The following is a 21990-nucleotide window of genomic DNA, read 5'->3' as shown; positions in this document are numbered from 1 at the left end:
CTTTGCGTTCAGCCCTCCAACGCCTGTCGCAGCTAGACGCCCTCTGCCACTTTTCTGGTGTTCCATCGATATATGATAAAAAGACATGATAAAAAAGGGGAATGGTTATGACGAATTTACAGCCAGAAACGATTTTATTACATGGAGGGCAAAAGCCGGATCCGGAGTCGGGTTCACGTGCGTTGCCAATTCATCGTACGACTTCTTATGTATTCAGAGACACGGAACATGCTCAAAATTTATTTGCCTTGAAAGAAGCAGGCAATATCTATACACGTATCACGAACCCGACAGTAGCTGTTTTCGAAGAGCGCGTTGCACAGCTTGAAGGTGGTACCGCGGCGGTCGCGTTGTCTTCCGGAATGGCGGCCATTGCGTTCTCTATTATGAACATTGCCGAAGCTGGCGATGAAATTGTTGCAGCTAGCAATCTGTACGGTGGTACATACAACTTATTCGCTGTGACATTACCGCGTTACGGTATTACTGTGAAGTTTGTGGACGCATCAGCTCCAAAGAATTTTGAAGCAGCCATTACGGATAAAACAAAAGCCTTGTTTGCAGAAACTATCGGTAACCCAAGCCTGCAGGTTCTGGACGTGGAAGCTGTTGCGAATATCGCGCATGAAAATGGGATTCCGTTGCTTGTCGATAATACATTCCCATCTCCATATGGCTCGAATCCGATTGAATTTGGTGCGGACGTTGTTATTCATTCGGCAACGAAGTGGATTGGAGGGCATGGCACGACAATTGGTGGAGTAGCGGTCGATGCAGGTAAATTTGACTGGACACAAGGAAGGTTCCCGGGTTTCACGGAGCCTGATGAGTCTTACCATGGCTTACGTTACGGTATCGATACTGCAGCGGCTGCTTTCGCAACAAAACTGCGTGTGCAATTGCTGAGAGACTTTGGTCCATGTCTGGCTCCTGACAGTGCATTCAACTTGCTGCAAGGTCTAGAAACACTTCATTTACGCGTACCTCGCCACAATGAAAATGCGCAGAAAGTGGCGGCATTCCTGCAAGGTCACGAAGCAGTAGAATGGGTGACATATACGGGTCTTGAAGATCATCCTACAGCGGAACTGGCTACTAAACACTTGAAGAATGGGTATGGCTCCATCATTGTATTTGGAATCAAAGGTGGGCGCGATGCAGGTCGCGAAGTTATCGATAATGTGGAGATTTGGTCTCATGTCGCGAACGTTGGAGATGCAAAGTCGTTGATCATCCATCCCGCTTCTACTACACATCAACAGTTATCAGCAGAGGATTTAAAGAACTCGGGTGTAAGCGAAGAACTAATCCGTCTGTCAGTCGGATTGGAATCGGCAGAGGATATTATTGCGGATTTGAAACAAGCAATTGAAAAAGCAACAAACTGATATACAAAAAAGGAACACCTCGCAAATTTGCGTTGGTGTTCCTTTTTTTACTTGCGTTTTATTCGTTTTCGTTCGTCCTTCAATGATTTGAACAGAGAAGTAACCATCATAATCAGTATGATGGAGAACGGCAAAGCGGCAATAATGATGACGTTTTGCAATGCGTCCAATCCACCCACATAAAGTAGGATAATTGCGATGGAAGATTGAATGACACCCCATACAATTTTCAAATTATTAGGTGGAGTCAATGAACCGTACGACGACTGCATGCCGAGTACAAATGTAGCCGAATCCGCTGAAGTAATGAAGAATGATGTAATCAGCAAAATGGCGATAACGGAAATCACAAATGACCAAGGTAGTCCACTGAACATCTCAAAGATTGTCAGTTCAGTTGCGCTTGAAGCTAGGTCGATAATGCCTGCTCTTTGTGTTTCGATCGCTGTAGTACCGAATGCCGCGAACCAAACCATACTCAATACTGTAGGTACAACTAGTACGCCAATCATGAACTCGCGAATCGTTCTGCCTTTTGAAACGCGTGCAATGAACATACCGACAAATGGTGACCAAGCTATCCACCAAGACCAGTAGAAAAGCGTCCAGTCATTGAGCCATGAGCGATTTTCAGGCGTCAGCGGTGCTGTACGGAAACTCATTCGAATCAGATGTTCCAAATACCCTCCGATAGAATCAGTGAACATGTTAAAGATTAATAATGTCGGGCCGAGCGCGATAATGAAGATTAGCAAAGCTAATGCCAATATCATATTGGTATTGGATAAAATCCTTATTCCTTTTCCTAGTCCACTCCATGCAGAAATCATGAATAATACCGTCACTATTGCGATGATGACGAACTGTGACCAGAATCCAATTGGGATATTGAATAAGTAATTGAGTCCGGCGTTAATCTGAACCGCACCGAATCCAAGTGATGTAGCTACACCAAAAACAGTAGCGAATATCGCGAATACGTCAATAACCGTTCCTAGTTTTCCGTCTACACGGTCACCAAAGATTGGACGAAGTGTTGCGGAGATCAAGCCGGGTTGTCCTTTGCGGAACTGGAAGTACGCTAACGCTAAAGCCGTCATACCGTAAACGGACCACGCATGGAAACCCCAGTGGAAAAATGTTTCGCGCATTGCTTCTTTATAAGCAGCTTTCGTTTCAGGAGCTGTTGTAGCAGGGTCTACTGCATAATGCGATAGTGGTTCTGCTGCCCCGTAGAATACAAGACCGATCCCCATACCTGCTGAAAATAACATAGCAAGCCATGAAAATAATGAAAACTGTGGTCTATCCGTATCTTTCCCCAATCGGATTCTACCGATCGGACTGAATATTAAATATACTGAAACGAAGAACAACATGGAAACAGTCAGTAAATAGTACCAACCAAATGAATCTGAAATAAAGTTCTTTATAGAAGAAGTGATTTCTTCGAAGTGCACGGGCGCAATCACGCCGTAACCGACTGCCAATACGACAGCCACTAACGTAATATAGAATGATATCGATACTTTTTTCATACGTCCTCCTTATATTTCATGTAGTCCCACATTGGAGCTGAATAATTGCATCGTCTTCGTAAAATTACAGACATACACTTAACACTACCCACATTCATAGCGTGTAAACGTTAAAATTCTTACATGTCCTTTACGGTCTCATTACTACAATGATTCATAGTAAAAACAATTCTTCTCACGCACAGATGTGGGATTCGGCTATATACTGGATTACTTTTACGGAACTTCGTGTCGGATGCATTGTGACAGTGTACAACACTTAGTGAAGAATTTCCACGTATAGCAGTGTTCAGTGTTCGTGTAACGTAGAAAGTACAGCCGTGTTATACTAAAGAAACAAATGATATGAGGAGGAGATTACCATGCAATATTCACAACCTAAAATGCTTCAGCTTGTAAAACATAGTCCCGAGTTGAACAGACGTTTGAAAGAAATCATGAAAGAACATGAACTTGAAAAAAGCTTTGCTTTGAAAGCACTCTATCACGCAGAAGTGAAAGACGGCGGAGTGTATCAGCGAGACTATCAGGAACTGTAAGCATTTACTCGATGATAGAGCGTGAATTGAAATAAATAGTTTCAAAAAAGATCGATGAAAGATTTCTTTTATCGGTCTTTTATACTATTCTTTTGAAATAACAAAAAGTAGCAAGTAAGCTTGTGATATACTATTGTAAAATTGAATAGAATATTTTGGTTCTTTACATTACTGTAAAGATGAAAAAGGAAACAGGTGAAAATCCTGTACGGTCCGGCCACTGTAAATGGGAAGTATCTTCATAATACCACTGGTGAAAAACTGGGAAGGTTGAAGATATGATGATCCATAAGTCAGGAGACTTGCCAAAATAACATGCGTTACGCCTCCCAGGAAGAGGTATGCATATTGTATTGGATGTAATAATTTAGTGACTGAAGTCCGTCTATACATAGTGCCCTTGTCTCTTTCTGGAGGCAAGGGCTTTTTTGTGTTCAATTTACCAAACTAGGACGAGGGGGAATTGATTTGTTTAAGCGTTATGTATCCATCATGGCAAGTGTTTTACTAGCAGTAACGATGCTGTTACCTGCAAGTAGTTCAGTTGCTTTAGCTAATACGGATGTTCAACAGACTAACACGAGCATGCAAGCTGCTACTTATGCGGTAGATTTAGAAGTAGAGGGCTTGTCAGGTGTGATTTTAAAGGAACCGATTCAAGTTACAGAGGGCCAACATGCATTAGATGCGCTGAAGAAAGCATTGGATAGTAAAAGCATAGACTACTCAATCATAGAAAGTGAATGGGGAGCTTATGTATCTTCTATTAATAATGAAGAAGCAGGAAAATTAGGTGGTTGGGATGGCTGGAATTATACAGTTAACGGAAAAGCTCCTTCTGTTGGAGCTGCTTCTTATGTGTTAAAGAATACTGACGTTGTAAAGTTCTTCTACGGTCGTTGGGCTGCTATCTCTACGACTACGCAGGTCATAGAACATAGTGAAAGTCCTACAATTACAGTGAATCTAATAGGAGATACCTTTACATCAGCAGCGCTAGAACCGAAAAATTGGACTATCGGACAGTCTAATTTGACAATTTCTAAAGTTACTCAAGATACGGATCAGCAAGTAACGATTCAATTAAACGGCAAAGTGGGACGTGAAAACTTCTCGCTAGTTGCATCGGAAGCAACCGTTGTGGGGAAAGCTGCAGACGCACTACAAATTACGGTAGTTTCGCTTCAGGCACGCGTACCTGAAGCAATTAAGAAAGTTACAGATTATATACTGAGTAAATCTGTTTCGAGCGAGTGGACAGCAGTTGGTTTAGCAAAAGCTGGAGTCGTTGTACCGGAAAGCTATGAAGAAATATTCGAACAAAATGTTCAACAACAAATTGTTGCGAACTTGGAACGACTAAAAATAACAGATGCAGAACGTTTGACGATAGCGGCAGCAGCGATAGGGAGAGATCCCAAAAATATTAATGGTATCGATTTACTCGATAAAATTTATAACAGTATAGATATACGAAACGTGGATACGATGACTCGCCAAGGAACGAATGGTTTGATTTTTGCGTTGGTCGCGCTCGATACGAAAAATTATGAAGTTCCTAAAGATGCAAAATGGAATCGTGAAAAGATAGTTAAAGCCCTATTAAGTTATCAAAGGGCAGATGGTGCATGGAGTTTGTCTACAAGCAATACAGGCACTGCGAGTTATGATATGACGGCAATGGCTCTCATTGGATTAGCTCCTTATAATGAGCAACCCGCTGTTAAAAAAGCTGTTGAGAAAGCAGTAACTTTTCTATCTGAAAGTCAAGGTCCTACTGGTGGATTTAATGAAGCGTTTGTTGGGGGTATTTCCAGTGAAGCGACGTCACAAGTCATTATTGGCTTGACTGCGAATCAGATCGATCCACAAGGTGAACAATTTACAAAGAACGGTATTAACTTGATAGATCACTTGTTAAGCTTCCAAACCGATAATGGAGGTTTCAAGCATACTATGACAGGTTCAACAGACGGAATGGCTACAGAGCAAGCCATTCAAGGACTCGTCGCATTTGATCTATTTACAAAAGGTGAAGGCCGTCTGTACGATTTCTCGGAAAAATCAACAAAACTTGAAGTTTCAAGTCATACTACTCTTCAAGGAATTATGAATAACAGCCTTTTAAACGTACAGAAAAAGAAAAATGAAGCATGGTCTTCCGTTTTTATTGAAAACACGGAAATGATAGAAGGATATTATATTGTACAAGCGGGAGAACAAGGGACGAAAAAAGAAACGTTGATTCCTGAAGGGACGAAAAAAGTATTTATAGTAGATAATGATCGTCCGTATCGTTATTTCGATGCTGAAGTAGTGAAACCTTCTCATGCGTTTACAGTCACGTTCAACAAAGAAATTCAGGACTCAAAATCGAATTTAAATAAAATCTATGTTGAAGACGTTACAGGTAAGCGAGTGCCAGTTTCAGTAAAGGCCAACGGTGTAACAGTCACTGTGACACCTGAAGAAGACTATATGGAAGGTCAATTATATTCTTTAGTCGTAATTGATCCAGTCTCCACAGAAGGAATAATAGTAAAACAATCAGCTCGTAAACTATTCATTATTAAGTAAGGAGGTATGCGTTATTTCTATCATCAAAAATTTTACGAAAATAACAGCAACATTCGCATTAGCGAGTGCTGCGATCCTTATGCCGGTAACTCCTTCATTTGCAGATCAACCGACGCCGATCTATGAAAATCAATCCACACAGACATTACAGCACTCTATTACAATTTCTGATACGGAAGTTCCGATGCCGTTGTCTACTGTCGAAGTACAAGAAGGCGACACGGTTTTAAGTGTATTGAAGCGGAATGTTGAATCTAGAGGCATTCAAATGGAATATAGTGGCGGTGAAGGTGCGACTGCTTATGTAGAAGGGATAGATAATGTATATGAATTCGACCGCGGACAAGGCAGCGGTTGGATGTACAGTGTCAACGGTACTTTCCCGAATCGTGGAGCGGGCGTCATTAAGCTTATCCCTGGCGATAAAGTGGAATGGAAATATACGACGAACTTAGGTAAGGATCTAAACGCGGATCTATTCCCGTTCCGTGAAGACTTGGAGCCTAAGATTTCAGTATCAGGAGTGACTTCCGGAACAACCGTTACGAAGTCTACTCTTTCCTTCCAAGTGAACGCAGCTAGTTATTTCGGAACAGCACTTCAGCCGATCGCTACTGTAAACGGTAAGCAAGCAGTCGTGACGGGAAATACAGTAAACGCAGTATTGCAAAATGGTGAGAATACTATCGTTTTGAAGGCGACGGATGCGAAGAATGATTCGGTTACGAAAACAGTGAAGGTTACATATGCGCCAACTGCGAAACCTGAACCGAATCCTTCACCAAATCCAAACCCAGTACCAAACCCGGTTCCGAACCCAAACCCACCAACGGAGCCACCGGTAGTGAAGCCAGAACCGGAAACACCACCTGTTAAAGATTATGCACAGCTTGTCACTTCAGCAATCGACAAGGCAAGTGCGCAGATGCTTTCTAGTTCGATCGAAAGTGAATGGCAGGCAATCGGACTTGTCAAAGCAGGTAAGAAAGTTCCAGCTTCTTATAATAAAGCGTTCTATGAAAACTTGAAGGATCAAGTGACGAGCCGATCTGGCAAAGGCCGCATGAAGATTACGGATGTAGAACGTTTAGCGATGGCAGCCTCAGCAATCGGTATCGATCCGATGAACGCAGACGGCAAAGGATTTAATTTAATCGATAAAATCTTAAATAGTGAAATGCATTTGACAGGCGCAGATAGCCTGACGTATCAAGGGAATAACGGCATCATTTTCGCATTGATTGCACTTGATACAAAAGGCTACCAAGTGCCAAGTAACTCGAAGTGGACACGTGAGAGCCTAGTTGCAGAACTATTGAAACACCAGAAAGACGATGGTTCTTGGAGCTTGTCAACGAGTAAAGAAGGATCAACGAGCTATGACATTACGGCAATGGCGTTAATCGGAATTGCACCGTATACCGATCAGCCGAAAGTTCGCCAAGCGATGGACCGAGCAGTGAAGTTTCTAGCGGATGCACAAGGTCCGACAGGTGGTTTTGATGAAGCGTTTGTTGGTGGTATTTCCAGTGAAGCGACGTCACAAGTCATTATCGGCTTGACTGCGAATCAGATCGATCCACGTATGCCCGTGTTTACGAAGAACGGCATCAACTTGATCGATCACCTATTGAGTTTCCAAACATCCGACGGTGGATTCCAGCATACAGCGGGAGATAGCCGGTCGAATAGCATGGCCACAGAGCAAGCTTTGCAAGCGTTAGTAGCATTTGATTTATTCACGAAAAATAAAGGTGTATTGTACGACTTCAAAGATGTACCGGTTCTTCCGGCACCAAAGCCAGATCCTGAACCAACACCTAACCCAGATCCAAAACCAGAACCAGAACCCACTCCAACTCCACAGTTTACGGATGTTACAGGGCACTGGGCAAAAGAATATATTAATCAGGCAGTGGAGCAAGGAATCGCAAGCGGTTATGAGGATCGTACGTTCAAGCCGAATCAATCATTGACGCGTGCTCAAGCGGTATCTATTATCGTGCGTGCACTGGACTTGAAGACGGATAAGAAAGCACCATTCTTGGATACGCAAAATTATGCGTCAAGCACGCAAGCACAAATTGCGGCTGCATACCATAATGGAATCGTAAATGGAAAAGACGGTAAATTTATGCCGGCACAAAAAGTAACGCGTGCTCAAATGGCATTGATGTTATTCCGTGCGTATGAAGTGAAGAATGGTGAAGCGTATACGATTAAGCAAGTAGCACCTTTCCGTGATATTCATTCATACAATATGGAAGCAATACGGGCGATGACGATGCTATATGATTTGAATATGGCTAAGGGAGAAAAAGGCAACTTCATGCCAAATAACTCTACGTCTCGTGCGCATTCGGTAAAAATGTTAATCGAGTTTTTGAATACAAAATGATCAGGAAATCTTGCATCCACGTGGTGCAAGATTATCTGTCTTTATCGTAGATTGTGTGGAGAGAGAGGGGAAGGGCTGTGGGCAATGGAATACAGGCAATTCACCCTTTCGTGATGTTTTTCTATTATATTTGCGTAGGATTTTTTGCGATGTTTTTTAACCATCCGCTCTTTTTGCTGGCGGGCAGTCTTTCATTGATTGCAGTCAATTTATCACATGACGGCGGTCGAGCTATGAAGCAGTGGGCACCGTTGATGATCATGATGACGGTAGTTATTATTGTGATCAATCCGTTCATTAATTCAAGAGGGACACATGTATGGTTTTATATCTTTGGGAAACAAGTGACGTACGAAGCGACGTTGTACGGTGTCGTGACTGCACTGTCGTTGTTGATGATTCTGCTGGTCTTCGTTTCGCTAAACAATGTATTGAATGGCAATAAATTATTATACATATTTGCAAGAATCTTACCACGTACCGCTTTTTTGATTATGATGTCGATTCGTTTTGTACCGTTATTGAAAAGACGATTAACGGAAATACAGGATGTACAACGTTTAAAAGGAATGACTATGACACAAGGGACGTTGCGTGAGAGAGCAAAGAGTGGCATGTCAATGTTGCAAATTCTGTTGTCGTGGTCATTGGAAGAAGCCGTAGAAACGGCAGATTCGATGAAAGCAAGAGGCTATGGTTTAGGTAAACGGCGACCCTATATCCCCTATCGCATGACGAAATCTGATGCGTACTGGTTGAGCTATTTAGTTATATTCTTTGCTTTATGTGTCATGGGTGGATTGATGGGCTATGGAAAAATCATGATTTATCCAGAACTAGGTACATTGCATTTGTCATTCTCTGATTGGATAGTATTTATTTGTGGAATGGCCATTGCGTTGTTTCCAGTATTTGTAGAGGGGAGAGAACAACTGAAATGGAATTATTCAATTTGAAGCACGTCTCGTTTTCTTTTCCTACTACAGATCAGCAAGTGCTATCGGACGTTACACTTTCCGTTAATGAAGGGGAATTCCTCGTTATTGGCGGGGCTAGTGGCAGTGGCAAGACGACTTTATTGAAACTGTTGAAGAGGGAATTGACGCCTGTCGGGAAGCTTGAAGGTGATGTTTTTTATAAAGATAAACCGATCAGCGAGTGGCAAGAGAGGCAGATGGTCGAACAAGTAGGCTATGTGTTCCAAGACCTGGACAATCAAATCGTCATGGATGAAGTGATGCAGGAAATTGTATTTGGGCTAGAGAATTTAGGATATTCGACGTTTGAAATGCGCAAGCGTGTAGCGGAAATGGTGCATTTTTTTGGAGTAGAGGACTTGTTGAACGCAAAGCCTTCCGAATTGTCTGGTGGTCAGAAACAATTATTGAATCTATTATCCGTACTGCTCATGAAGCCCCGTGTACTATTACTTGATGAACCGACATCACAACTTGATCCGGTGGCGGCAAAAGAATTGGTGCTGATGCTGGAGCGATTGAATAAAGAAACTGGCATGACGATCGTATTGGTAGAGCATCGTTTGGAAGAATTGTATGCAGTGGCAGATCGTGTCGTTCTGATGGGATCAGGAAAGATTCGATACGAAGGGAATAGTCGACAAGTGATCAGTGATCTGTACACAGAGGAAGCGGTGCAGTTCTTTCCCTATGTACCTGCTTTTGCACGGCTTTATATGGAATTTGAAGAAAATCCCGTTGTTTCTGAAATACCGCTTACGGTGAAAGAATGTAAACAGTGGGTTGGCCGGGAAGAGCGGGAGATTGTGCCTGTTGAATTGCAATCTACCCTATCTAAGAAGCAAATAATACTTGAAATGGATGATGTGTTTTTCCAATATCAAAAGAAAGCGCCATTTATCTTGAAGAGTTTTACGTTGCGCATCCAAAAAGGCCAGTTCTTCGCGATGGTCGGAGGAAATGGTAGCGGGAAGACGACTGCATTACGTGCAAGTCTTGGCAGTATTAAACCACAGCGAGGCAAGGTGCGTTTACTTGGGCAAGACATGAAGAAGATGAAGGATTCTGAGTGGCTTGGGAAAATTGCCTACTTACCGCAAAATCCTCGAACGTATTTTGTTCAGCAAACGATTGAAGAGGAGATGCAAATGATTGGGGAGCGCTTAAAGCTATCCGATACGGAAGAACGTATGATTCGTCTGCTTGAGTCGTTTGGGATTTCCCATTTACGTGCGCGTCATCCGTACGATTGTTCAGGTGGCGAAGTTCAGAAAGCGGCCCTCGCTTGTATTTTGATGGGTGAGCCCGAGATGTTGTTCATTGATGAGCCTACTAAAGGGATGGATCCAGTGTCTAAACGACATCTGGGCGAGTTATTATATGGGTTGCAGCAAGACGGACTGACTATTTTCATGGTGACACATGATATTGGCTTTGCGGCAAGTTATGCAGAGCGATGTGCGATGATGTTCGACGGTGAAATAGCAGCAGACGGTACACCAGATGAGTTATTCAAAGGCAATTATTTCTACACGACGGCTATTAATCGAGCAACAAGGGAAACTAGACGGCCGGAAGTGTTGACGTATGAGGAGGCTGCTAGCACATGGGGCGTTCGCGAAAGTATTTATTAATAGTATCGGTTATATTATTGGCGTTACTCGTGATTTCAATTGTCTTCTTTCATTATAAAGCCTATCTTCTATTGAGTATGATTGTGATTGCGGCGATTATGATACCTTTCTTTGCCCGTTTTGAGTGGCGGGATGTAGGGGGAAGGGAAGTTGTTTTACTAGCGATGATGGCAGCTATTGCAGCAGTCGGGCGCGTGCCATTTGCGGGACTTCCGAGTATCCAACCAACTTCATTTATTATCATTATGGCGGGGTTGGTTTTTGGGGCGGAGTCAGGCTTTATCGTGGGGGCAGTGGCGGCGATTGTTTCGAATTTCTTCCTAGGACAAGGTCCATGGACGCCTTGGCAGATGTACGGATGGGGCATGATGGGGATGACGGCGGGATTATTACGTAACACGTCATGGATGAAAACGTTATGGGGGAAATGTACATTCGGTTTCATCTGGGGCTATATTTTCGGTTGGATCATGAATATGTGGGTGATTGTTGGAAATATCGAAGCGCTGACGTGGAGTTATGTCGTTGGAATCTTCGTTTCGAGTGTCTACTTTGACTTGGCGCATGCTATATCGAATGTGTTTTTCATTGTAGTGTTTAGTGCCAGTTGGATGAAGATCTTGCGGCGAATTCAGGGGAAGTATGGATTGTTGCAGGAACAGCCTGGATAGGAAAGGCTGAGTACAAATAGAAAAACCGCGTGAATCCAATTTACAAGCATATTGGGTACACGCGGTTTTTGTTTTGGGTTTTTTACTTGGAATAGATTATCTGCTTAGGTCCCAGCACTTTCAGAATGACTATTTACTAGTGCTACATTCTAAATTTAAGGATGATTAATCGGGTGATCCTTTTCCGTCAATGGATTCTTTTTTGTATTGGCATTTTTCTTCTTGGCCGCGTCGTTTTGTCCAACTACATCAAAATCATCCGGACTCAGATCATAACCGAAGCCATATTCCTCACGCATATTGTTAGTATTGTTCTTGTTTTTCTTGTTTGGCATGTTTGTCACCTCCGTTATAGAAGTGTGGCTCGTTTTTGAAGGATTATGCATGGGCTATGAGCGGTTCACGACGCGCAATGAGCAGTTACTGGTCGTCTATGATCAGTTAAACGGATCCTATGAGCGTTAGCGCACTGGCTATGATCACTTGCAGGTTTCTAAGAGCGGATGCGGCAGAGCAATGAGCGCAAAGAATTTCATTCGAAAACTTCTTAAGAATTTCTTCATATTTATCCTCGTTCTTTGTTAAGAGTTGGGTGATAGAATGAAGTTATCAGTGAGACGGGGTGACGGACGTGGCGGAATTTACAGTGTTGGTCGCGGATGACGATAAGGAAATTCGTGATGGAATTGAGATTTATTTGAAAAATGAAGGATATCATGTGTTGAAGGCGGAAGATGGACTAGAGGCGTTGGCGTTACTACAAAATAATGAAATTCATTTGTTGATATTGGATATTATGATGCCGAATATGGATGGGATAACGGCGACGTTTAAAATACGGGAAATGCAAAATATTCCGATCATCATGCTAAGTGCGAAAGCGGAAGACTCGGATAAGATTCACGGACTTTCGGTTGGCGCTGACGATTATGTCACGAAGCCATTTCATCCATTAGAACTCATGGCGCGCGTGAAATCACAGCTTCGCCGATATGTACGGCTTGGGACGTATGAAGGACAGAAAGTGATTGAAGTCAATGGTCTCGTATTAAATGAAGAGGCGAAAGAGTTGACGGTGGATGGGACACCGGTTCGGCTGACTCCGATTGAGTTCAAGATTACGGAACTTCTTATGAAACATCCAGGACGTGTGTTTTCGATCAATGAAATATATGAACGCGTTTGGAATGAACAAGCGTATAACGCGGAAAATATAGTGGCGGTGCATATTCGGAAAATCCGAGAAAAAATTGAAGTAGATCCGAAAAATCCGCGTTACGTGAAGGTGGTGTGGGGTGTTGGCTACAAAATCGAGAAATAAAAGTGGAATAGTTTGGTCACTGTTTGCGATTGCGCTCGCATTCTGCACTCTTATATACTGTGCTTCATTTGCGATTGATCTATTCATCAACGGTTTGGATCGAATAAGTTTAGCTACCGATTACTTTGTACGAATTATAAAGGGAGGAAACGCGTGATGAATAAAAATATAAAGCTACTCATCTGGTCAGCGCTTGTGACCCTTGTGTTAATCGCATTGCCTTCCATCATTCATTATGGACCGCAATTGATTGGGAAGTCGTTTACCGATCAAGATGATTTTAAATATCGAATGGAGCAAGTGTACACGAATCTGTCTGAATCTATTCTGAATCCCGTAGACTTGAAAAAGGTGGAGAAGGAACTATATGTCTCAGATGGCGACGTCAAAGAGTATCGCGAGCGATATGGTACGCTACCTGAACAGCTGGACAATATCCAGCAACAGTATGCCGATAGGATCACGGAAGCAAAAAAAGATCAAAACGAAACATTGCTGTTAGCGCTCGTCAAAGAGCGGAATATCAAGCTAGATGATATTAAGAAGAACTTTGAAAGCGATAGTTATGTAAAAGATAAAATACGTGCTGATAAAGCTCAAAAGCTAGAGCGCTTAATAAATGAAACGCAAAGTTATCAAGAAACGAATATTCCAATCGCCTATGATCTAGTGAACACAGAAACAGGCGAACGATTTACTAGAGGTGATGTCGAAGTGACGTCGCTGTTCACAGAACAATTCAATGACGCACGAGGCTATTTTAAAGCAGATTCAGCTCAGTTTGATAATGGCTATGAATACCCAATGGAGGAAGGTATATCATTTTCTGACGAGGAGATTGCGACGATCAGCAATCCTCCGCAATATTTTGAAGGTACTATTATTATTCCGTCAGATGCAGCTGTGTTAGGTTCGCTTGCGGAAGAAAATGATAACTTTATACGTGGGAAGTATATGATCTATGCGCTGTGGGTTGTAGGAGCATTAGCGCTGGTGGCGTTGTTCACGGTTATGAAGTTTCGCAAAGAGTGGGTGCTTGAGTCGCGATTTGCAACGATGTATAGTCGTTGGAAAATAGATGTGAAAGTAATCCTGTTGTTGTTGACAGGAAGTATATTGGCTCTTTATATACAGTCGGCCATTTACAATGCAATGTATCAGTTAACAAGTTTACGACTAGGTGTCATAGGAAACATAATCGTTAGTTTTGTACTATTGGGTATTCTGTTTACCGCGTTACTAGCATTCCAAGCGACTCATCTAGTTGAGCAATATCGGAAACCTCGAGCACTAGAAAGAGCGTTTCAAGAAAGCTATAGTATGCAATTCATCCAAGATGTGCGGGATGTATTCAGCAACCGGTCGATCGGTATCCAGCTGTCCTTACTGCTAGTTATATTTTTCCTAGCCGGAATAGGATTCGTAGGTGGGTTCATGGATCCGGCGCTCATTGTCGTTTACATCTTTTGTGTAGTACTTGTCGCCATACCTGCCTTATTCATTTTTGTGAAAAAAGCAGCCTATTTGAATCGTATATTGGCTGCGACAAATGATATGGCAGCCGGTCACCTGACACAGGCGATTCCGGTCAAAGGCAAGTCGCAACTTGCGAAACACGCAGCCAATTTGAATAATTTGCGTGAAGGTGTGCGTGTCTCGATCAATGAACAAGCAAAAAGTGAACGCTTAAAAACGGAATTGATCACGAATGTTAGTCATGACTTGCGGACGCCGCTTACTTCTATTATCACGTATACGGATTTGTTGAAAGACGAAACGTTATCGGCAGAAGACCGAGCGAAGTATGTCGGCATTCTAGATCAGAAATCACAGCGCTTGAAAACGCTTATTGAAGATTTATTCGAAGTCTCGAAAATGGCAAGTGGTAATTTGGAAATGGTCAAGCAACGTGTGGACTTGAATCAGTTGATGCAACAGGCATTGGCGGAACATGCGGAAGAGTTTGTTAAGCAAGATTTGCACATTCGAACTATTTTACCTGACGAACCAGTCTTTGCGATGGTAGACGGTCAAAAATGGTGGAGAGTGCTCGACAATCTGCTGGTCAATGTGTGGAAATATTCATTGCCAGGAACGAGAGTGTACGTCAATCTCCAGCAAGTCGGATCAAACGCGCGCATTATCTTGAAAAACGTCGCTAGATATGAGCTGGGGGATAATACAGATGAGTTATTCGAGCGCTTTAAACGGGGCGATGAATCTAGACAAACGGAAGGTTCTGGTCTAGGTTTGGCGATTGCGCAATCTATTGTCGAGCTACATGGAGGACGAATGGAAGTGGAAGTCGACGGAGATTTGTTCAAAGTAACGATTGATATCATCGGTAGTTAAATGGATACAGAACAAGATGGGAGGAAATTCCTATTTTGTTCTGTTTTTAAATTTTTAAAAGGATTACGTTTTGATTATGGCGAATAAGGGTAAGTATAAGGAGTGCAGTCTATCTATTATTGACTGCATGAAAGGGAGGAATGTTTTATGACAATCGTTGATGGAAAGTATCCAAACAAAAGAGATCTAACTCCAAAAGTTAAAGAGATGGATGAACAAACAGATGCAGTTGAAGGCGTAGTAGTACCTGATGAATTGCCACTTGCGGATCCAGCAGATTCTGATTCAAGCGAATCGTTCAGGGAAAACGCTCAAGAAGACTCAGGAGAACATAAACCTTCCGCTTACAGTCAAAATAAATCACCGAGCCAAAACTATCATGATCTGACACCGGGTGAGCAATTCCCTTATGGAGATCAGGAAGAATATAATCGTGAATACAATACCGAAGCGCATGACCAGTGGAATCAGCATAAAAATATCAAAAAGCAAGAAGAAAATCCATCGTAAAGTCAGCCTGCCTAAGTGCAAGGCTGTTTTTAGATTAGAAGAAGAGGTGGAATGAATGGGTGCATTGCAACAGTTTTCCATGGCAAGAGGGTATACATTAGGCCTCATTAAACGAGCGGATGAGCATGCGTGGGACGCTCAACCGGAAGGCTTTTCTAATACCGTTCAATGGAATGTAGGACATATTTATTCATTGACTGAAGATCTTCTTAACCGTGCAATGAATGACTACCCAGTCGACAAGTTGGAATGGGCAGAATTCTTTGCGCCAGGAACAAGTCCATCTACTTGGCCAAGCACTCCTCCAGCAAAAGAGGAGTTAATCGTTGCGATGAAAGGTCAAGGTAAGCGTATTTCGCAACTGACCGAACTACAGCTGTCGCATCGATTGAACACACCCATTTCAATCGGCAAGTTCATTACGTTGGAAACAGTCGAAGAAGTACTGCAGTTTCTAACGTGGCATGAAGGTATGCATGCCGGTTTGATTGATGGCTTACTTAAGGCAAGTAGATAAATTCGAAGATAGCTGTTCAGGAGATCGTAATGGATTTCTTGAACAGCTTTTTTGTGTTGGGATTGGGATTTATTCAGTTGGTAAGTAGGGAGTGGTATAGGGCGGTTCTGGGTAGTTGTTTTTAGTTGTTGAAGTGCTGTCGGATTACGTTTCTGTTCAGTATGCGTAATAAGCGGCTTTGGGTTGTGGTTCTTGCACGTGCGTTTTCTTTTTCCTGTTTGGTCAGGAGGTTGTGGTTTAGCTGCCTATGTAAGTGGAGAGTTCATTGTCCCCACTTCGGCGCTGGTGGATGGCTTTCGCGAGGAGCCATAGACAGGAAGAGCGCCTGTCTTTGTCTCCTCGCTACGCCTACCACAGCAGGCGCCTTCGTTGGATTGGGTGTAGGGCAGTTCGGGTAGTTGTTTTTACTTGTTGAAGTGCCGTCGGATTATGTTTCTGTTAAGAGTGCGTAATAAGCGTCGTTGGGTTATGGTTCTTGCGCGTGCATTTTCTTTTCCTTGTTTTAGCAGGAGGTTGTGGTTTAGCTGCCTATGTAAGTGGTTAGTTCGTTGTCCCCACTTCGGCGCTGGTGGATGGCTTTCGCGATGAGCCATAGACAGGAAGAGCGCCTGTCTTTGTCTCCTCGCTACGCCTACCACAGCAGGCGCTTTCGTTGGATTGGGTGTAGGGCAGTTCCTACACTTCCTTCGCAAGAATTACATAATAGATATCACGATGTCACTGATCTTTTACCTATTAAAACCACAACCAAAATAAATACCCCTCAGCAGCGCAGGCACAACTGCGGGGTAGGCCGTGGCCGTGAGACAACTGGCAGCACCACCGCCAGCTGGCTCATGGCTGGAGGCAATCCCCCACGTGCCTGCGCGAGTCCAGAAAGCAGACACTCCCTAACTTCAGTCCCCAACAACCAGTCGAGCAACGCCCCCAAAAATAACTAACAAAGACCCGCAACCACATCGTCAAAGTCCTTCCACCAACCCGTTCCTAATTTCGATACCTACTCACACTCAGCCCTAAGTCTGAGTTAGAAATCCGCTATGGGACCGTCGGAGAAAGCCGGAATTCATTATAAACTAAGGTTACAAATGAAGGGAGGACATCAACATGAAGAAAATTGGTTTATTCTTGCTTGGCATTATCGCAGGCCTGGCTGCCGTATTGAATCTCGGGTCCATCGTCGTACTAGCTGTCACAGGGGCGATCGCGCTCGTTAGCTACCACTACTGGAGAAAGAGTCACTCGATATTCGCGAAAGTATTTTGGATGACCGTCCTAGTCATTAGCGTCATCAGCTCGATTTCAAACATCGGTGCATTCATCGGTATCGTCGCAGTCATTGGAATCTACTATGTATACCGCAAGTGGAACGACCGTAACGTAAACCCGAACGTCATTTCAGATGACCCATTCACAAACTTTGAACGCCAGTGGAACGAACTTACAAAATAAAAGGAGAGATGCAGTATGAACGCATTTTGGCATAGAGTAAAATATACCGTACAAGAAGATCTCAATAAGTTGATGGACAAGCCACAAAGGAAAGAAAACCCGCTAGAAATGCTCAATCAATATTTTCTGGATGCACAAAAGCAGACTGCGGAAATTGGTAAGCTATTGGAACGTCAAGGGAAACTGAAAGAGGAATTGGAAAATGAACGACAGGATGCAGAGTTAATGGCGATGAAGCGTCGTCATCAATTAGAACTTGCTGAAGGGGCAGGAGAAACTGAATTAATTACGTTCGCACAAGAAGAAATAGAAGCGTATGAAGGACGGGTAGCGCGTTTATCGGCAAGTATTCAAGATGCTACGCAAGAATTGCTTTCATTGGAACGTAAATTCGAAGAGATGAAGCACCGGGTGAAGGACATGCGTGTTCGTCAACTGCAATTGATGGGCAAAGAGAATGTTACGCGAGCGAAGGAAAAGATGGATCGTTTCGTTAAGCCCGATCAATCATTTTCCACACTGGATGACTTACATTCATACATCGAAAACTTGGGTAGCGGCAGAAGAACGACGCAATCCCACTCATCGATGGAACAACGATTAGATTCATTAGAGAAATCTAACGCAAAAACTCAAGATATTGTGTAAACTGTAAGAGGAAGCATTACGCTTCCTCTATCGAGAAGGGAGAGAATGGAATGGCTAAAAGGGATTCAACTAAAGTTTCGGTCTACTTGCTTGCTCTATTGGCGATTGCTTTCGTCGAATCGATGCTGTTTTCAAACGGCAATTTCATCTTCCTCCTTCTCGGTTGGGGATTTCTTGATTATGGTTATCGAAAACGTGGAAAGTGGACAGCGATAACAGGGATTGTTTTCATCGTCATTGCGCTCCTGACATTGTGGAGTGTGCGACTGCTGATTTTGGTAATTGTCTTGTATATTATAATGAAATTATGGAGAGGCACGCCTGCCAGCGAAGTGTTCGGTAATCTACAGAAACCAAGAGAGAGACGATCGCAAGGTTTGTGGAGGAATCGATTGTTTTCCATACAGTCAACACCGCTTTCGACGTACGAGTGGGAAGACGTGCATATGCAAGGATTTTTTGGGGATGTACATGTCGATGTAACGGATACGGTCTTGCCAAGGGGAGCTTCGTTCATTTCGATTCGGCAAATCTTCGGGAAGGTTCTGATTGAATTGCCCTATGATATACCGGTAAGAATTCATTATGCGACATTATACGGCGAAGCAGAACTTCTAGGCAATGCGCCGCAACAGCTATTCAATGAAAGCGTGCAAGCGCATGATGGATATGAAACGAAGCGTCCGAATGATCCTGAGTTGATTATTTCGGTATTCACTTGGATTGGTGATGTGGAGGTGCGTAGAAAATGAAGGCAATCATTGGTCGCACCATTCTATTGACGTTGACATTCAGCGCAATCGTCGCGGTCTTTTTCTATTTTTTCATTGATGGCAGGCTCGTAGAATATCAGTATTTGTTGTTTAATATGGAAGCTGCGGATATGCCCCTCATTGCTTGGTTATTTTCGACGATTTTCATTATTAGCTTGGTGATTGCGGGTTGGATTGGCCAGAATGGCAGAACAAAAGAGAATATTATTATCGGGAAATTACAGGATCTATATGCAAAGCAGGAATTTACGAAGTCGAATAAAGTGAAGAGGAAGACCAACCGTTCGATTGAACAACTATACGAAGTACTGGAAGCGCAGCGAAATAGTTTGCGTCGTATTACGGATGAACGAGTAGAGACGCAAGACCAACTCATTCAGGAACGTATAATACAAGAGCGTCAGCGATTAGCAAGGGAGTTGCATGACTCCGTGTCCCAGCAATTGTTCGCGGCTTCGATGCTGTTGTCGGCACTTGCGGAACAGGCGGAAGAAGGTCCAATTCATAAGCCGTTACTACAAGTAGAAAAAATGGTTCAGCAAGCACAATTGGAAATGCGTGCGTTGCTTCTTCATTTACGTCCGGCTGCCCTGCATAATCAGACGCTCGCGAAAGGTTTGGAAGAATTATTAAGTGAATTACAGGAAAAAGTGACGTTTGATATTACACATCGTTTAGAGGATATCGAGTTGTCTAAAGGTGCGGAAGATCATTTGTTCCGGATTGCTCAGGAAACGTTGTCAAATACGCTGCGTCATGCAAAAGCGACAGAAGTGGAGATTTTATTAATCGAACGAGATGGGCTGGCAATTTTACGCGTGCAGGATAATGGCGTCGGATTTAAGCAAGATGACGGCAAAGGCGGGTCGTACGGTTTGCAGAACGTAAAGGAGCGTGCGATTGAGATTGGCGGCAGTTGTAAGATTGTCTCGGTACCATCTCAAGGGACGATTGTGGAAGTGAAGTTACCGATTTTGAAAGGGGAGCTGGCGGATGATTCGAGTGCTGTTGGTGGATGATCATGAAATGGTGCGCATTGGTGTGTCGACGTATTTGCAAATGCAACCGGATATCGAAGTGATTGCGGAGGCGGAGAATGGTCAAATCGGAGTGGTAAAAGCGCTGGATTTACGACCAGATATTATTTTAATGGACATGGTGATGCCAGTCATGAACGGGGCTGAAGCGACGGCTGCGATCATCGAGAAATGGCCCGAAGCGAAAGTGATTATTGTCACCAGTTTCCTTGATGATGATAAATTATATCCTGCACTTGAAGCGGGAGCTGTCAGTTATATTTTGAAGACGTCTAATGCGAAACGTGTGGCAGATGCTATTCGAGATACAATGCAAGGACAAACGGTGCTTGAGCCTGAAGTGACATCGAAAATGATGACGAAGATGCGCGGCGGTCAAACACATGCCTTGCATGAAGATTTAACCGACCGTGAGCTGGAAGTGTTGTTATTATTGGCTAAGGGAAAATCTAATCAGGAAATAGCGGATGAGCTGTTCATCGCGTTAAAAACGGTGAAGACCCATGTCAGTAATCTGTTATCCAAATTGGAAGTCCAAGACCGCACACAGGCGGTTATTTATGCGTTTCAAAATAAATTAACGAATTGATAGTCTACAAGTAAAAGTCGCCACATATGAGTAGATAGACGGTGAAGTTGTGGATAAGCATTGATTCCAACAGAAATAAACTGAAATTACGGACTTCCCCACAAACTATCCACGTACTATGTGTATAAGTATTCAGTTATATGCAAAATAAAAAAGTATACACATGTGGATAGAAATATTTTTCCGGAAACTTATCCACTGTTTGTGTCGTCATGGTAGACTGTATAACAGAAAATAGAATAGCAGAAGGACAGCCTTCGCGGAAAGAGAGTCATATGGAATTATTTGATTTAATTAAAGCGTTGATTTTAGGATTCGTAGAAGGAATGACTGAATTCGCACCCGTTTCTTCAACAGGTCATTTGATCATTGTTGATGATATGTGGCTGAAGACGGAAGAGTTCTTAGGAAAGTATCCTGCCATTACATTTAAGATTGTGATTCAGCTCGGATCCATCCTAGCTGTAGTCGTGGTATTTTGGAAACGGTTATTTAGTTTAGTCGGTTTGTATAAAGTCGATAGCGATGTCAAGATGAGTGAGCGTTTCAATTTACTTCACGTGATCGTGGGCATGTTGCCGGCTGTCATTTTCGGATTTGCGTTTAAGGACTTGATCGATGATTATTTATTCGGCGTGGAAACAGTTATTATTGCGCTAGTCGCAGGTGCATTTTTGATGATTGCAGCGGATAAGTTTGGACCGAAAAATCCAAGTGTGGTGTCGTTGGATCAGATTACATACAGACAGGCATTCACGGTTGGGCTTGTTCAGTGTTTGTCGTTGTGGCCAGGGTTTTCCCGTTCGGGTGCGACGATTTCCGGTGGTGTGTTGTTCGGGATGAATCATCGGACGGCAGCTGATTTCACGTTTATCATGGCGGTTCCGATCATGATGGGCGCAAGTCTTGTGTCGGTGTTGAAGAACTGGGAGTATATGTCGATGGATGACATTGGTTTTTACGTGGTTGGTTTCTTGAGTGCGTTTGTGTTCGCACTGATTTCAATCCGTTTCTTCCTGAAGTTGATTTCGAAAGTCAAGTTGATGCCGTTTGCGATTTATCGTATCGT

Annotated in this window: 20 protein-coding genes and 1 riboswitch; of the genes, 18 read left to right on the top strand and 2 right to left on the bottom strand. The window is 43.1% G+C overall.

Annotated elements, in window-relative coordinates:
- Positions 1 to 107 precede the first annotated feature (107 nt).
- Positions 108 to 1388 carry an O-acetylhomoserine aminocarboxypropyltransferase/cysteine synthase family protein gene (locus Q7P97_RS05135; protein ID WP_303967489.1) on the top strand — a complete coding sequence of 427 codons (1281 nt, stop codon included), beginning with the start codon at positions 108 to 110 and terminating at the stop codon, positions 1386 to 1388.
- 47 nt (positions 1389 to 1435) lie between these two features.
- On the opposite strand, the gene Q7P97_RS05130 is transcribed toward Q7P97_RS05135, so the two are convergent.
- A complete protein-coding gene (locus Q7P97_RS05130; RefSeq protein WP_303967486.1) occupies positions 1436 to 2926 on the bottom strand; it encodes a glycine betaine uptake BCCT transporter in 1491 nt (496 codons plus the stop codon).
- A 362-nt stretch (positions 2927 to 3288) separates the two neighbouring features.
- Between Q7P97_RS05130 and Q7P97_RS05125 the strand changes: the two genes are divergently transcribed.
- From Q7P97_RS05125 to Q7P97_RS05100, 6 genes are all read left to right on the top strand, one after another.
- A complete protein-coding gene (locus Q7P97_RS05125) occupies positions 3289 to 3465 on the top strand; it encodes a hypothetical protein (protein ID WP_099625366.1) in 177 nt (58 codons plus the stop codon).
- Between the two features lie 139 nt (positions 3466 to 3604).
- A riboswitch (cobalamin riboswitch) is annotated at positions 3605 to 3789 on the top strand.
- Between the two features lie 144 nt (positions 3790 to 3933).
- On the top strand, positions 3934 to 6042 hold the full coding sequence (locus Q7P97_RS05120; RefSeq protein ID WP_303967479.1) for a DUF4430 domain-containing protein: 2109 nt from the start codon (positions 3934 to 3936) through the stop codon (positions 6040 to 6042).
- A 79-nt stretch (positions 6043 to 6121) separates the two neighbouring features.
- Entirely contained in the window at positions 6122 to 8440 is a 2319-nt protein-coding gene (locus Q7P97_RS05115; protein WP_303967476.1) for an S-layer homology domain-containing protein, read from the top strand.
- A gap of 113 nt (positions 8441 to 8553) precedes the next feature.
- Entirely contained in the window at positions 8554 to 9396 is an 843-nt protein-coding gene (locus tag Q7P97_RS05110) for an energy-coupling factor transporter transmembrane component T (RefSeq protein ID WP_303967647.1), read from the top strand.
- Positions 9378 to 11051: an ABC transporter ATP-binding protein gene (locus Q7P97_RS05105; protein ID WP_303967474.1), complete on the top strand. Its 1674-nt coding sequence runs from the start codon at positions 9378 to 9380 to the stop codon at positions 11049 to 11051. Before Q7P97_RS05110 ends, Q7P97_RS05105 begins: the two co-directional genes overlap by 19 nt.
- A complete protein-coding gene (locus Q7P97_RS05100) occupies positions 11024 to 11722 on the top strand; it encodes an ECF transporter S component (RefSeq protein WP_303967471.1) in 699 nt (232 codons plus the stop codon). Before Q7P97_RS05105 ends, Q7P97_RS05100 begins: the two co-directional genes overlap by 28 nt.
- A 155-nt stretch (positions 11723 to 11877) precedes the next feature.
- On the opposite strand, the gene Q7P97_RS05095 is transcribed toward Q7P97_RS05100, so the two are convergent.
- Positions 11878 to 12057, bottom strand: coding sequence for a hypothetical protein (locus tag Q7P97_RS05095; protein ID WP_303967469.1), 180 nt, complete (start codon positions 12055 to 12057; stop codon positions 11878 to 11880).
- A gap of 296 nt (positions 12058 to 12353) precedes the next feature.
- On the opposite strand from Q7P97_RS05095, the gene Q7P97_RS05090 reads away from it, so the two are divergent.
- The 11 genes from Q7P97_RS05090 to Q7P97_RS05040 all read left to right on the top strand — a co-directional run.
- Complete coding sequence (locus Q7P97_RS05090) at positions 12354 to 13043, top strand: response regulator transcription factor (protein ID WP_099625371.1); 690 nt, start codon at positions 12354 to 12356, stop codon at positions 13041 to 13043.
- Positions 13021 to 13200: a hypothetical protein gene (locus Q7P97_RS05085; protein ID WP_303967464.1), complete on the top strand. Its 180-nt coding sequence runs from the start codon at positions 13021 to 13023 to the stop codon at positions 13198 to 13200. The genes Q7P97_RS05090 and Q7P97_RS05085 overlap by 23 nt, the downstream gene beginning before the upstream one ends.
- Positions 13200 to 15395, top strand: a complete 2196-nt coding sequence (locus Q7P97_RS05080; protein ID WP_303967461.1) for a sensor histidine kinase — start codon at positions 13200 to 13202, stop codon at positions 15393 to 15395. Before Q7P97_RS05085 ends, Q7P97_RS05080 begins: the two co-directional genes overlap by 1 nt.
- 147 nt (positions 15396 to 15542) lie before the next feature.
- Complete coding sequence (locus Q7P97_RS05075; RefSeq protein ID WP_303967458.1) at positions 15543 to 15905, top strand: hypothetical protein; 363 nt, start codon at positions 15543 to 15545, stop codon at positions 15903 to 15905.
- Positions 15906 to 15960: 55 nt separating this feature from the next.
- Entirely contained in the window at positions 15961 to 16422 is a 462-nt protein-coding gene (locus tag Q7P97_RS05070; RefSeq protein WP_303967455.1) for a DinB family protein, read from the top strand.
- A gap of 1107 nt (positions 16423 to 17529) precedes the next feature.
- Complete coding sequence (locus Q7P97_RS05065) at positions 17530 to 17874, top strand: lmo0954 family membrane protein (protein WP_303967451.1); 345 nt, start codon at positions 17530 to 17532, stop codon at positions 17872 to 17874.
- A 15-nt stretch (positions 17875 to 17889) separates the two neighbouring features.
- Entirely contained in the window at positions 17890 to 18522 is a 633-nt protein-coding gene (locus tag Q7P97_RS05060; RefSeq protein ID WP_303967448.1) for a PspA/IM30 family protein, read from the top strand.
- Positions 18523 to 18572: 50 nt separating this feature from the next.
- Entirely contained in the window at positions 18573 to 19274 is a 702-nt protein-coding gene (liaF, locus tag Q7P97_RS05055; RefSeq protein ID WP_303967445.1) for a cell wall-active antibiotics response protein LiaF, read from the top strand.
- Complete coding sequence (locus tag Q7P97_RS05050) at positions 19271 to 20314, top strand: sensor histidine kinase (RefSeq protein ID WP_303967442.1); 1044 nt, start codon at positions 19271 to 19273, stop codon at positions 20312 to 20314. Before liaF ends, Q7P97_RS05050 begins: the two co-directional genes overlap by 4 nt.
- On the top strand, positions 20289 to 20921 hold the full coding sequence (locus tag Q7P97_RS05045) for a response regulator (RefSeq protein WP_303967439.1): 633 nt from the start codon (positions 20289 to 20291) through the stop codon (positions 20919 to 20921). Before Q7P97_RS05050 ends, Q7P97_RS05045 begins: the two co-directional genes overlap by 26 nt.
- 275 nt (positions 20922 to 21196) lie before the next feature.
- The coding region (locus Q7P97_RS05040) for an undecaprenyl-diphosphate phosphatase (RefSeq protein WP_303967436.1) at positions 21197 to 21990 on the top strand (794 nt) is incomplete at its 3' end.

This window comes from Sporosarcina ureae (genome assembly GCF_029267015.1).
In the GTDB taxonomy this organism is placed as follows: Bacteria; Bacillota; Bacilli; order Bacillales_A; family Planococcaceae; genus Sporosarcina; species Sporosarcina ureae_D.
This window is presented reverse-complemented; position numbering and strand designations above follow the sequence as displayed.

Excerpts from the sequence above, each read along its gene's own strand:
- Q7P97_RS05135 (WP_303967489.1), top strand. The coding sequence starts at position 108 with ATGACGAATTTACAGCCAGAAACGATTTTATTACATGGAGGGCAAAAG.
- Q7P97_RS05130 (WP_303967486.1), bottom strand. The coding sequence starts at position 2,926 with ATGAAAAAAGTATCGATATCATTCTATATTACGTTAGTGGCTGTCGTA.
- Q7P97_RS05125 (WP_099625366.1), top strand. The coding sequence starts at position 3,289 with ATGCAATATTCACAACCTAAAATGCTTCAGCTTGTAAAACATAGTCCC.
- Q7P97_RS05115 (WP_303967476.1), top strand. The coding sequence starts at position 6,122 with ATGCCGGTAACTCCTTCATTTGCAGATCAACCGACGCCGATCTATGAA.
- Q7P97_RS05110 (WP_303967647.1), top strand. The coding sequence starts at position 8,554 with ATGTTTTTCTATTATATTTGCGTAGGATTTTTTGCGATGTTTTTTAAC.
- Q7P97_RS05105 (WP_303967474.1), top strand. The coding sequence starts at position 9,378 with ATGGAATTATTCAATTTGAAGCACGTCTCGTTTTCTTTTCCTACTACA.
- Q7P97_RS05100 (WP_303967471.1), top strand. The coding sequence starts at position 11,024 with ATGGGGCGTTCGCGAAAGTATTTATTAATAGTATCGGTTATATTATTG.
- Q7P97_RS05095 (WP_303967469.1), bottom strand. The coding sequence starts at position 12,057 with ATGCCAAACAAGAAAAACAAGAACAATACTAACAATATGCGTGAGGAA.
- Q7P97_RS05080 (WP_303967461.1), top strand. The coding sequence starts at position 13,200 with ATGAATAAAAATATAAAGCTACTCATCTGGTCAGCGCTTGTGACCCTT.
- Q7P97_RS05075 (WP_303967458.1), top strand. The coding sequence starts at position 15,543 with ATGACAATCGTTGATGGAAAGTATCCAAACAAAAGAGATCTAACTCCA.
- Q7P97_RS05070 (WP_303967455.1), top strand. The coding sequence starts at position 15,961 with ATGGGTGCATTGCAACAGTTTTCCATGGCAAGAGGGTATACATTAGGC.
- Q7P97_RS05065 (WP_303967451.1), top strand. The coding sequence starts at position 17,530 with ATGAAGAAAATTGGTTTATTCTTGCTTGGCATTATCGCAGGCCTGGCT.
- Q7P97_RS05060 (WP_303967448.1), top strand. The coding sequence starts at position 17,890 with ATGAACGCATTTTGGCATAGAGTAAAATATACCGTACAAGAAGATCTC.
- liaF (WP_303967445.1), top strand. The coding sequence starts at position 18,573 with ATGGCTAAAAGGGATTCAACTAAAGTTTCGGTCTACTTGCTTGCTCTA.
- Q7P97_RS05050 (WP_303967442.1), top strand. The coding sequence starts at position 19,271 with ATGAAGGCAATCATTGGTCGCACCATTCTATTGACGTTGACATTCAGC.
- Q7P97_RS05045 (WP_303967439.1), top strand. The coding sequence starts at position 20,289 with ATGATTCGAGTGCTGTTGGTGGATGATCATGAAATGGTGCGCATTGGT.